We start from the raw sequence: 11,731 nt of genomic DNA on the forward strand, positions 1-11,731 counted from the left end.
GCCGTCACCCGCGCCCGCGCCCCCGGCCGCAGCCTCGGCCGCGTCGGCCCCCTCGCCCTCCCGGACGCCGCCGGGCGCGAGCCGGTGGGTGGGCGCGCCGCACAGGACCTGCAGGGGTGCGCCCCGCAGCACGGCCTCCTCCACCGCCCGGTCCAGGGCGCGCAGGGAGTGGTCCGAGCCGTCGACGCCGACGACGACGGGGAGCTGGGCTGAGCGGTTCACTGTCCTCACGTCTTTGTGTGCGGGCGGTCCTCGCGGACCGCGGCGGACGGGTGTGCAGACCCCAGTCCCCCGCCACGGGCGGATCAGACCCACGGCGCACCCCGAAGGGCGCCGTGCCGCCGTCCGAGGGGGCGCCCGGGTCCCTTTCCCGCCCCTTCCGTTCACCCCTTCCGGGCCCGCTGAGCGGCTGTGCAGTGCGCTCCGGTGCCGATAAGCTCGGTCGTGGAAGAGAAACGGCGTCACCGGGTTTCCCGGCCATCGACCTGCCCGGAGCCGTGCCGTCGTCCTCTCCCCGTCCACCCGCTCCCGTGCGAGACCGGGCAGGCGGCGACCGGCGACGGCAAGGGGGGTGAGCGATCGTGCGAGCGATCGCCGGGCTGTGGCGGTGGCGGGGCAACCCGCTGTGCCGGACCACCGACCGTGTGGAGGGCTGGCTGGCGCTGGCCGCCGTCCTGCTGATGACCCTGGCCACCCCCGCCGTCGCGCTGTGGGGCACCCGGACCGCGCACGAGACGCTGATGGGCGTCGTACGCGAGCAGCAGCGGCAGCGGCACCAGGTGTGGGCGACGGTGGCCCAGAGCACTCCGCCCGTGGCCGACAGCCCCGAGACCGAGTCCGGTCACCGGGTGAACGCCACCTGGACGGCGGCCGACGGCCGCACCCACTCGGGCACGGTCGTCACCAGCCGCCCGACCGAGCCCGGTGACCGGCTGCGCGTGTGGGTGGACGCCCGCGGCGAGATCGCCGCACGCCCGATGGACGCCGCCGCCGCGTCCTCGCACGCCGCCCTGGCCGGGTTCGGTACGGCGGTGGCCGCGGCCGGTCTGGTGGAGACCGTACGGCGGCTGCTGGTACGGCGGTTGATGGCCCGGCGCTACGCGCGCTGGGAGGAGGAGTGGGCCCGGGTGGGCCCCGACTGGGGGCGTGCCGGCCGGTCGAACTGACCGTGGCCCCGGCCGAATCCGGCCCGAATCCGGCCAGGACAGACACGCGGAGGGCCCGCCCCTGCCGTGGCGGGTGGACCGGTCATCCCATCGGTCCGGCACACGCTACGGTGGTGCATCCGGATGCGCGCGGCAGCGCGGTCGAGGTTCGCACGAGGTTTGGGGCAAGGCGGTCCATGGCACAGGGCTTGGTCCAGGTGACGCACACCAGCTCGTCGCGGTGGCGGCGCCGCACGGGAGACTACGCCACCATCTCCGCCGCACTCGCCGCCGCCGGTGACGGCGACGTGCTGACCGTCGCTCCCGGCACCTACCGCGAGAACCTGGTGGTCGAACGCGCCGTCACCCTGCGCGGCCCGGAGCGCTCCGACGGCGGCTCGGTTCGTCTGGCCCCCGCCGACGGGGTGGCGCTGACCGTACGCGCCGCGGCGGTCGTGCGCGACCTGCAGATCGAGGGCCAGGACGCCGCGGCGCCCGCGCTGCTGATCGAGGACTGCGTGGCCGAGCTGTCCGGTCTGCGGGTGGTGACGCGGTCGGCCTCGGGCATCGAGGTGCGCTCCGGGGCCAGGCCGACCCTGCGCCGCTGCACGGTGGACAACCCGGCCGGGGTGGGCATCGGCGTCGGCGGGGGCGCGGGCGGGCTGTTCGAGGAGTGCGAGGTGGTCGCGGCGGGGCAGTCGGGCATCGCGGTGCACGATGGCGCCCACCCCCGGCTGGAGCGCTGCCGGGTCCACCACGCCTCGGGCGCGGGGCTCTCGCTGTCCGGGGAGGGCAGCGCGGTGGACGCGGTGGGCTGCGAGGTGTACGAAATCAAGGGCGCGGGGGTGCAGGTGGCCTCCCGGGCGGTCGGGAACCTCACCGAGTGCCGGGTGCACCGCACCTCCGCCGACGGCGTCACCCTGGACACCGACGCGGTGCTCACCCTCGCCGACTGCGAGATCCACGACATCCCGGAGAACGCGGTCGACCTGCGCTCGCGCTCGGTGCTGACGCTGACCCGCTCCACGGTGCGCCGCTTCGGCCGCAACGGCCTGTCGGTGTGGGATCCGGGCACCCGTGTGGACGCCAACGGGTGCGAGATCCAGGAGAGCACGGGCGACTACCCGGCGGTGTGGGTCAGCGACGGCGCCTCGGCCCTGCTGGACTCCTGCCGGGTCCACGACGTGCCGGACGCGTTGTTCGTCCTGGACCGGGGCTCGCGGGCAGACGTCCTCGACAGCGATCTGGCGCAGGTGCGCAACACGGCGGTGTCGGTGAGCGACGGCGGGACGGTCCAGCTGGACGACTGCCGTATCCGGGAGGCCGCCACCGGCGCCTGGTTCCGCGACCACGGCAGTGGCGGCACCCTGGCCAACTGCACGGTCGACGCCGTCGGGACGGGCGTGATCGTCACCAAGGGCGCCGATCCGGAGATCGACCGCTGCACCGTGACCGATCCGGTGGAGGCGGGCTTCTACGTCTCCGCCGAGGGGCGCGGCACCTTCTCGAACTGCCGGGTGGCCGGCTCCCGCGGCTACGGCTTCCACGTGATCGACGGCTGCCGCACCACGCTGCGCCGCTGCCGCACCGAGCGCTGCGCGCGCGGGGGTTACGAGTTCGCCGACGGAGGGCCCGTCGCCGAGGACTGCACCAGCGACCAGAGTTCCGCGCCGGTCGCCTCCGAGCCCGGGCCGCCGCTCCCCCCGGCCGTCCAGACCGCGGGTCTGCTGGGCGGCATACCCCAGCAGTCGGCGGCCGCGGCGCCCTCCGCCTCGCCCGCCCACGCGTCCCCGTCCGGCGGGATCTCCTCCGGTGAGGCATCCGGCGGGCCGGGGAAGGACGGGCCGGGGAAGGAGGCACGGCCGGCGAAGGAGGTGCTGGGCGAACTCGACGCGCTGGTGGGCCTGGAGAGCGTCAAGCGGGAGGTGCGGGCCCTCATCGACATGATCGAGGTGGGCCGCAGGCGCCGCGAGGCCGGTCTCAAGGCGGCCTCCGCGCGCAGGCATCTGGTGTTCACCGGGTCCCCCGGCACCGGCAAGACCACGGTCGCCCGGCTCTACGGGGAGATCCTGCACTCCCTCGGGGTGCTGGAGCGCGGTCACCTGGTGGAGGTCTCCCGGGTGGACCTGGTCGGCGAGCACATCGGCTCGACGGCGATCCGCACCCAGGAGGCGTTCGACCGGGCGCGCGGCGGCGTGCTGTTCATCGACGAGGCGTACGCCCTCTCGCCCGAGGACTCGGGCCGGGACTTCGGCCGGGAGGCGATCGACACCCTGGTGAAGCTGATGGAGGACCACCGCGACGAGGTGGTCGTCATCGTCGCCGGCTACACCGCGGAGATGAAGCGCTTCCTGGAGGTCAACCCCGGTGTGGCCTCACGCTTCTCACGGACCATCACCTTCGGCGACTACACGCCCGAGGAGCTGCTGCGGATCGTGGGGCAGCAGGCCGAGGAGCACGAGTACCAGCTCGCCGACGGCACGGCCGACGCGCTGCTGAGGTACTTCGCCGAGCTGCCCAAGGGGCCGACGTTCGGCAACGGCCGCACCGCGCGGCAGACCTTCGAGGCCATGGTCGAACGGCACGCGGGCCGGGTCGCCCAGCTCGACGATCCGGACACCGACGACCTGACGCTGCTCCACCCCGAGGACCTGCCGCAGGGGCCCCGGCACTGATCCGGCCCGCCCGGACAGCCCGGCCCGGTGGCCGCCTCCCGGGGGCGTCCCGGTGCCCGGGTCACCGTTCGGGCCGCCGCTCGGGCCGCCGTTCGGGCTGGGCCGGTACGCAGGGCGCCTCGCGCCCCTCGGCCAACCGGTCCAGCCGGTCCAGCAGCGCCGCGCGTTCGGCGTCGAAGGCGGGGTCGGCCTGGTAGTCGCCGTGCCCCAGGATCGGCGCGGGAAGCGGGTGTTCGGGGGTGCGGCCGTAGTGCAGCGGGTCCCTCAGCGGGCCGCGGTCCACCTCGTCCGCGTCCTCCTCGCCGGTCATCACCGGGCCGCCGATCGGATCGGTGCGGCGCCACAGGTTCCGCCAGCAGTCCACCTCCTCGCTCAGCGCGCGCAGCGGAGCGGGGCCGAAGCAGGAGGGGAACCAGCGCCCGTAGAGCCGCTCCAGCGGGGAGCCGTAGGTGAGCAGCGCGACCCGTCCGCGGGTGTCGGGGTCGAGCTGCCAGACGGCGGCGGCGGCCAGCACGCTGCCCTGGGAGTGCCCGGAGATCACCAGCCGGCCGCCGGTGCGCGCGGTCCAGGTGCACATCCGCCAGGTGAGGTCCGGCACCGCGCGCTCGGCGTAGCAGGGCGGCGCGAAGGGGTGGGCGGCACGCGGCCAGAAGGTGCCCACGTCCCACAGGATGCCGACGGTGCGGCGGGCGGCCGCGTCGCGGTAGGCGCGGCGGCCCATCGCCACCAGCAGCACCACCATCGCGCCCATCAGCCAGGAGCCGAGCGCCTGGACGGCCTGGGCCGCGGCGGGCAGCGGGCCGGGCCAGGAGGCCGCGGCCGGTCCCGGTGGGAGGCCGGTGCGGGCCGCGCCCGCCAGGGCGCCGGCGCCCAGCAGCACGGTGGTGACGGTGACGGAGGCGATCAGGACCGGCGCGGAGTCGGTCAGCCGCGCCCAGGCGACGACACGGGCGATCTGGCGGCTGCGGGACTCCAGCTCGCGGGGCTCGCCCTCGTAGGACTCGACGATCCCGGGGGTCAGCCGCCTGCGCGTCCGCCCCGCCCGTACCGCCGCGACCAGCGCGAAGGCCACCACGACCACCAGCAGGACGGGGATCACCGCGGCCTGCCAGCTCAGCAGCACCGGCGGCCCCGCTATGGCGCCGCCGGCCACGCCCGGGGTGCCGTCCTTGTCCAGCCAGTCCGCCACCCGCTGGGCCACGCCGCCGGTGAGCACTCCGCCGAGCGCGCAGGCCAGTAAGGCGACCGCGGCGCCGCCCAGTCCGCCCATGGCGCACCGTCCGGCGCACGAGCCCGGCGGCGCCGCCCGGTGCAGGACGTACGCGGTCACGGCGATGGCGGCGGCCAGCGCGCCCTGGAGGAGCGCGAGCCAGGCGAACACGCCGGTGCCCGGCAGCTGGGCGGAGGAGGCCCAGTCCGGACGCGGCCAGGCGGCGTGCACGGCGGTCAGCGCCAGTGCGCCCAGCGCGGCGCCCGGCAGGACCTTCGACGCCCACCGGTCGATCCGCTCGTCCGGCTCGGACTCGGTGCGGCCCTTGCGGACCGCGACCAGTACGGTCGCCGCCCAGCCCGCAGCGAGGACGGCGGTCAGCGCCCGGGCCAGGATCTCCGGCGCGGCGTCGCCGCCGGGGCGCAGGTCGTGGGAGGCGGCCGCGGTCAGCAGGGCGGTGGCGACCGTGAGCAGTCCGGCCGCGGTGTGGGCGGCACGCAGCCTGGAGACCAGGCGGCGGCCGTACCAGAAGCCCGGCAGGGAGAGCGCGGGCCGCTCCCCGCCGGGCAGCGGCCGGGCCGGGCCCGGCGGGCGCGGGGGCGGCGAGGCGGACTCGTAGGCGCTCCAGGTGCGGTGCGAAAGCCACCACAGCAGGGCGGTCAGCGCGGCGGGCACCAGCGCGGCCAGGACCAGGCGGCGGCCGGGCGAGGCCCACCAGCCCCCGGTGAGCGGCCCGAGCCAGGACTTGTCGCGCGCGCAGCGCTCGGAGGCGGCGCACTGCCAGGCCACCAGGTCGAGCGCGACCTCGCAGGCCGCGGCGGTGAGCAGCACGGTCAGGGAGAGCGCCACCAGCCGCACCAGGACGTCGTAGAGGCGCTGGCCGCGGTGGCGTGCGGGGGCGGCCGGACGCATCCAGTGGGCGAGGTTGGCGACCATGAACGGCAGCAGGAGCAGCCACAGGGCGCGGGCGCTGTTGCCGGAGGTGAGGTTGGACCAGCAGTACGCCTCGGGGATCGGCCGCTGCCGGGCGCGGTCGGCCGACGGCTCGGCGAGGGGGTCGGCCGACCGGTCGGCGGTCAGGCCGCCGGAGTACTCCCCGAAGCGGCTCTCGGCGTCCGCGTCGTCGGCGCGGCGGTGGATGCCGGCGGTGTCGTCGCCGGTGATCCGCACCGTGCGCGGGTCGCCGAGCATCTCCTGCGGTGTGGTGCCGCCGACTCCGTGCACCAGGAGTTCCAGCGCCGGCTCCCCCTGGCCGCGGCGCTGTCCCGCCGGCGTCGCCGGGCGGTTCTCGGGCATGCTGCGCTCCCCCCGATCCGGTGTGTCCCCGTTTCCCGCGGTGCCCCGCGGCGGAATCCAGGATGGCGGCTGCGGGGCCCCGTGCGCAGCCCGACCGGCCGGACCGGGCGTCACGATCGCGCTTCGGAGCGCGCCGCGGCCGCGTGGAAGGATGGAGCCGAACAGATGCCCGTATCCGCGCACACGGCAGCGCCCGCGATCACGCGTGCGGCAGCCGGTGGACCAGAAGGGACGGACCAGCAGGTGGGCGACAACCAGAACCTCCTGGCGGAGCAGCGGCGCGCGCTCATTCTGGAGGAGGTCAGGCGCCGCGGCGGGGCGCGGGTCAACGAGCTGACCCGCAGGCTCAACGTCTCGGACATGACCGTGCGCCGCGATCTGGACGCGCTGGCGCGGCAGGGCGTGCTGGAGAAGGTGCACGGCGGTGCGGTGCCGGTGCCGGGGGCGAGTACGCACGAGCCGGGGTTCGAGGCGAAGTCGTCGCTGGAGCAGGACGCCAAGGAGGACATCGCGCGGGCCGCGGCGGCGATGGCGGTGCCGGGCGGCGCGATCGCGCTCTCCGGGGGGACGACGACGTACGCGCTGGCCCGGTGCCTGCTGGACGTGCCGGACCTGACGGTGGTCACCAACTCGCTGCGGGTGGCGGACGTCTTCCACACCGCGCAGCGCGCGGACGCCTCGCGGGGCGGCCGTCCGGGGGCGGCGACGGTGGTGCTCACCGGCGGGGTTCGCACCCCGTCGGACTCCCTGGTGGGGCCGGTGGCGGACGCGGCGATCGGCTCGCTCCACTTCGACGTGCTCTTCCTCGGCGTGCACGGCATATCCGCCGAGGCCGGGCTGTCCACGCCCAATCTGGCCGAGGCGGAGACCAACCGCCGCCTGGTGCGCTCCGCGCGGCGGGTGGTGGTCGTCGCCGACCACACCAAGTGGGGGACGGTGGGACTGAGTTCGTTCGCCTCACTGGCGGAGGTGGACACGCTGGTGACCGACGGCGGCATGCCGGAGCGGACGCGTGCGGAGGTCCGCGAGGCGCTGCCGGAACTGGATCTGGTGGTGGCGGACGGAGGGCCCGCCGAACAGGGCCGGAGCCTCGGCGGGGACGGGCGGGAGGCCCGCCCCTGAGACGCCTGCGGGGGCGTGCGGGACGGCACCGGGGCCGGAGGTGTCGTCCTCGGGGCGCGTGCGCCGCCGGACACGCACCGCGGTGCGCGCAGTGGGGTACGCGCACCCTGGCGCGTCGGCCCGGGTGGGTGCAGACTTCATGACAGGGCAGGACAGGACGGACGGGGCAGCACCCGGTGGGGGTGGCGCCGGTGACGGCCCGGCCGTGAGGCGGGCCGGCGGTGACGAGGTGGGAGGCGTTGCGCTGTGGCGGAGCCCGAGTTCAGTGCCACCGGAGTGCGGATAGCCCGGTGGCTGCGGTCCCTCACCCGGGCCGGGCAGGTCGTCGTCCGCGACGGGCGACTGGTGCTGCTGACCAGTTACGGCCGTGAGATCGACAGTGCGCCGGTGGAGCAGGTCCGCGTCAGCGAGCCGTGGTACGCCGCGCGCGGACGGGCCCTGGCGGCCGTCAACGGCACCTGGTACGCGCTGCGTCTGAAGGGGCAGACGAGCGACGGCCTGGTGGCCGCGCTGCGCGGTGCCCGCGCCCGGGCGGGCGGGGCGCCGGGGAGGTCCGGGGCGGCGAAGGTCGCGGCGAAGCGGCGCGCGGCCCCGGCCGACGGCTGAGGTGCCCGGAGTCCGGGGCCCGGGGCCCGATGAGCACCCGCCGGGGGTGCACCCACCCGGAAAGGTCGCCTGATTTGCACCTTTTCACCACCTGAATCACGCTGATGTCTATGCCGTAGCGGCCGTCAGAGTGCCCGACGCCCTCCTTCCGTCGTCCGGACACCCCCAACTCTCATCAGGGAGCCGCAGTCGTGATCAGTCACCCCAGCGCGTCCGGCCGGCAGCGGACGGTGGAGTTCCAGGCGCTGCCCTCTCGAACCGGTCAGATCCGCCGCATCGTGTCGGCCCAACTGCGTTACTGGAAGCTGGAGGCGCTCGTCGGCCCGGCCGCCGACGGCGTCGCCGAACTGCTGGCGGGAGCCCTGCGGCAGACGGGCCCGGACGGGCGCTGCACCGTGGAGATCGCGCTGCTCCTCGACCGGTTGACGATCTCCGTGCGCGACCACGCGCCGCAGCTCTCCCCCACCCACGTCATGGGGGCGCTCCTCGCGGGCGAACGCCCACCGGCCCGGAGCGGCGGTACCGGCCGGGCCGCGCGGATCACCCTGCCGGTGCCGGGGCCCGCCGCGGCGGGCCCCGCGGCCCGGCCCGAACCCCTGCCGCGCGCCTGACGGACCGGGCCGGAGGCGGCACCCGCCCGCGAAACCCCGGTCCAGCCCCGGTCAGCCCCGCGCCACCGCCATGGGGTCGTCCAGGACCGGCTGCCAGGCGAGTTCGGCGGCGCCCACCAGGCCGCTGTAGTCCAGCGCGCAGGCGAGCACCGGCACCCCGCCGTCACGTCCCCACAGACTGCGCTCGGCGATGACGCTCTGCAGCCGCCCGGCGTCCGCCTCCAGCAGTGCGCGGTGCAGCCCGCCGAGGATGATCCGGTCCGGGTCGAGGATGTTGACCAGACCGGCCAGGCCCAGGCCGAGCCGGTCGATGAGCAGGTGTGCGGCGTCGCGCACGGCCGGGTCGGTGGCGTACTCCGTGCGCAGCAGCTCCAGGGCGCGCTTGAGCAGGCCGGTCTCCGGGCCGGGCTCGCGGCCGGCGGCCTCCAGGAAGGCCAGCGGGTCGGTCTCCACGTCCAGGCAGCCGCGTCCGCCGCAGTGGCAGGGCCTGCCGTCCGGATCCACGGTCAGATGGCCGACCTCCAGGGCCAGACCCGAACTGCCGGTGTGCAGACGGCCGTCGAGGACGAGCGCGCCGCCGACGCCGCGGTGCCCGGTGGCCACGCACAGCAGGTCGCGAGCTCCGCGGCCCGCGCCGTGGCGGTGCTCGGCCAGGGCCACGAGGTTGACGTCGTTGGCGGCGTAGCCGGTCGCGGGCGCGTCGCCGGACGGCCCGGTGACGCCTGCCTCGGCCAGGCAGCGGGTGAAGATCTCCCGCACCGGCGCTCCCGGGGGCCAGGCCAGGTGCAGCGGGTTGAGGGCGGTGCCCTCCGGCTCGGCGACGGCGGAGGGCACCGCCAGACCGGCGCCCAGGCAGCGCCGGCCGGTCTCGCGCAGCAGCCCGGCTCCGGCGCCGACGACCTCGGTGAGGACCTGGGCCGGATCGGCCTCCACGGTCACGGCGCCGGGCACGGTGGCGACGATCCGGCCGCCGAGCCCGACGAGGGCGGCACGGAACCCGTCGGCGTGCACCTGGGCCGCCAGGACGACCGGGCCCTCGGGGTCGACCGACAGCCGGTGGGAGGGGCGGCCCTGGGAGCCGGCGGCGACGGCGGGCCGGGAGTCGACGGTGATCAGCCCGAGCGCCTCCAGCTCAGCGGCCACGGCTCCGGCGGTCGCCCGGGTCACACCGAGCTCCGCGGTGAGCACGGCGCGGGTGGGCGCGCGTCCGGTGTGCACGAGTTCCAGCGCCGGGCCGAGGGCACCGCGGCCTCTCTCCAGCTTTGTTGTACGCGTCGGGGTCACCGTCCCATTCTGGCTTTGTATCCACCGCGAACAAAGCGGGGTGGCCCGACCGACGCGAACGGGCCGCGGCACGCCCTGGCACACTGCCTTCGTGGACATCGACCGCTACCTCGAAATCCTCGGGGAGGAAGGCGAGTTGCTGCTCGCCGCGGCTGTGCGCGCGGGATGGGACGCCCAGGTCCCCACCTGTCCCGGGTGGCGCGTCCGCGATCTGGTGACCCACCAGGGGACGGTCCACCGCTGGGCGGGCCGCATCGTCTCCGAGGGGCGCGCCCGCGACGTGCCCGCGCCGGAGGCGGACGTGCCGGACGAGCTGCTGCCGGACTGGTTCGCCCGGGGGCACCGGAGGCTGCTGGCCGCGCTGCGGGAGGCCCCCGCGGACCTGGAGTGCTGGACGTTCCTGCGCGGGGCGCGCTCTCCCCGCGTCTTCTGGGCGCGGCGCCAGGCCCATGAGACGGCCGTCCACCGCGTCGACGCCGAACTGGCCTCGGGCCCGGACCCCTCCCCCGTGGACCCGCTCTTCGCCGCAGACGGGATCGACGAACTCCTGGTCGGCTTCCACACCCGCACCACCAGCCGGGTGCGCTCCGCCCGCCCCCGGGTCCTGCGGGTGACGGCACGGGGGTTCCCCCCGTGGACCCTGCGCCTCTCCCCCGAGCCGCCGGTGGTGAGCCGGGGGGAGGACGCGGCGGCGGACTGCGCCGTCGCCGGAGAGGCCGAGGACCTCTACCTCGCGCTGTGGAACCGTCGGCCGTACGGGAAGCGGGTGTCCGTCGAGGGGGACGCGGGACTCGCCCGCCTGTGGCACGCCGGCTCCGCCGTCCGGTGGAGCGACCCGGCCCCGGAGCGCACGGACTCCTGAGGGGCGTGCGGCGCCGGCGCCGGTGACGCGGATCGCCGGCCTTCGCGGGAAGATCCACTGGAACGCCGTCCAGGACGTAGGCTCATTGGGGCGGCGAGGGAGGGCACATGGCTGAGGGTCTGCGATTCGAACTGCTCGGTCCGCTGCGAGCCTTGCGCGGGGGGAACGAGGTGCCGCTGGGGCCGCCCCGGCAGCAGGCGGTGCTCGCCGTCCTGCTGCTCCAGGAGGGGCGGCCGATGTCGTACGACGCGCTGGTGAGCGCGGTCTGGGGCTGCGAACCGCCCTCGCACGTGCGGAATCTGGCCCAGAAGTACGTCTCCGGTCTGCGCCGGGCCTTCGCGGCGGCGGGTGAGGGCTGCTCGTCCCCGGAACTGGTGTGGACCGGCAGCGGCTACCGGCTGGAGAACGCCGGGATCGACGACCTGGCGGAACGGCGGACGCTGCTGCGCGAGGCGCTGTCCGCGCGCGAGTCGGGCGATCTGCGCCGGGCGGGCGCACTGGCGAGGGAGGCGGAGGAGCTGTGGCGCGGCGAGTTCGCCGAGGGCCTGGCCGGCCCCTACCTGGACGGTGAGCGTCGCCGCTGGGCGGAGAAGCGGCTGATGGTGCTGGAGACCCGGCTGGAGGGCGACCTGGAGCTGGGCCGGTACCGCGAGTGCGTCCCCGAGCTGGCGCGGCAGGTGGCCCGGCATCCGCTGCGCGAGCGGCTGGTGGGGCTCCTGATGCTGGCGCTGTACCGCTGCGACCGTCCCGCGGACGCGCTGCTGGCCTACGAGGAGGCCCGGCGCCGGCTCCTGGAGGAGCGGGGCGCGGAACCCGGCCCCGCGCTGCGGGAGCTGCACGCGCGGATCGTGCGCCAGGACCCCTCGCTGCTGCCGGAGTCGGCGCTGGCGTCCTGACCCCGGGCCCGTTCCGGCGCACCG

10 protein-coding genes are annotated in these 11,731 nt (G+C 76.1%); 7 read left to right on the forward strand and 3 right to left on the reverse strand.

Annotated features, from left to right (window positions below; translation table 11 throughout):
- Positions 1 to 222, reverse strand: a 222-nt coding sequence (locus ACLIYP_RS12510; protein ID WP_412713214.1) for a universal stress protein, incomplete at its 3' end; no start/stop codon positions are given.
- A 359-nt stretch (positions 223 to 581) separates the two neighbouring features.
- Between ACLIYP_RS12510 and ACLIYP_RS12515 the strand changes: the two genes are divergently transcribed.
- Together ACLIYP_RS12515 and ACLIYP_RS12520 are read left to right on the forward strand one after the other, a co-directional pair.
- Entirely contained in the window at positions 582 to 1,166 is a 585-nt protein-coding gene (locus ACLIYP_RS12515; RefSeq protein WP_412713215.1) for an Rv1733c family protein, read from the forward strand.
- A 176-nt stretch (positions 1,167 to 1,342) separates the two neighbouring features.
- The gene (locus ACLIYP_RS12520; protein WP_412713216.1) at positions 1,343 to 3,820 is read left to right on the forward strand and encodes a right-handed parallel beta-helix repeat-containing protein; all 2,478 of its coding nucleotides are present in this window, start codon (positions 1,343 to 1,345) and stop codon (positions 3,818 to 3,820) included.
- A gap of 61 nt (positions 3,821 to 3,881) precedes the next feature.
- On the opposite strand, the gene ACLIYP_RS12525 is transcribed toward ACLIYP_RS12520, so the two are convergent.
- Positions 3,882 to 6,326 (reverse strand): hypothetical protein, encoded by a 2,445-nt coding sequence (locus ACLIYP_RS12525; protein ID WP_412713217.1) that lies wholly within the window; start codon positions 6,324 to 6,326, stop codon positions 3,882 to 3,884.
- A gap of 243 nt (positions 6,327 to 6,569) precedes the next feature.
- On the opposite strand from ACLIYP_RS12525, the gene ACLIYP_RS12530 reads away from it, so the two are divergent.
- The 3 genes from ACLIYP_RS12530 (at position 6,570) to ACLIYP_RS12540 (ending at position 8,665) form a co-directional block, all read left to right on the forward strand.
- Positions 6,570 to 7,448 (forward strand): DeoR/GlpR family DNA-binding transcription regulator, encoded by an 879-nt coding sequence (locus ACLIYP_RS12530; RefSeq protein WP_412713218.1) that lies wholly within the window; start codon positions 6,570 to 6,572, stop codon positions 7,446 to 7,448.
- Between the two features lie 246 nt (positions 7,449 to 7,694).
- Positions 7,695 to 8,054, forward strand: coding sequence for a hypothetical protein (locus tag ACLIYP_RS12535; protein ID WP_412713219.1), 360 nt, complete (start codon positions 7,695 to 7,697; stop codon positions 8,052 to 8,054).
- Positions 8,055 to 8,245: 191 nt separating this feature from the next.
- Positions 8,246 to 8,665 (forward strand): ATP-binding protein, encoded by a 420-nt coding sequence (locus ACLIYP_RS12540; RefSeq protein WP_412713220.1) that lies wholly within the window; start codon positions 8,246 to 8,248, stop codon positions 8,663 to 8,665.
- 51 nt (positions 8,666 to 8,716) lie between these two features.
- On the opposite strand, the gene ACLIYP_RS12545 is transcribed toward ACLIYP_RS12540, so the two are convergent.
- Entirely contained in the window at positions 8,717 to 9,949 is a 1,233-nt protein-coding gene (locus tag ACLIYP_RS12545; RefSeq protein WP_412713221.1) for an ROK family protein, read from the reverse strand.
- Positions 9,950 to 10,040: 91 nt separating this feature from the next.
- Here ACLIYP_RS12545 and ACLIYP_RS12550 point away from each other — a divergent pair, with 91 nt between their 5' ends.
- Positions 10,041 to 10,811, forward strand: coding sequence for a maleylpyruvate isomerase family mycothiol-dependent enzyme (locus tag ACLIYP_RS12550; RefSeq protein WP_412713222.1), 771 nt, complete (start codon positions 10,041 to 10,043; stop codon positions 10,809 to 10,811).
- A 107-nt stretch (positions 10,812 to 10,918) separates the two neighbouring features.
- The gene (locus ACLIYP_RS12555; RefSeq protein WP_412713223.1) at positions 10,919 to 11,707 is read left to right on the forward strand and encodes an AfsR/SARP family transcriptional regulator; all 789 of its coding nucleotides are present in this window, start codon (positions 10,919 to 10,921) and stop codon (positions 11,705 to 11,707) included.
- Positions 11,708 to 11,731: the final 24 nt, after the last annotated feature.

Origin of the sequence: Streptomyces nanhaiensis (assembly GCF_046614825.1) — a bacterium.
In the GTDB taxonomy this organism is placed as follows: Bacteria; Actinomycetota; Actinomycetes; order Streptomycetales; family Streptomycetaceae; genus Streptomyces; species Streptomyces radiopugnans.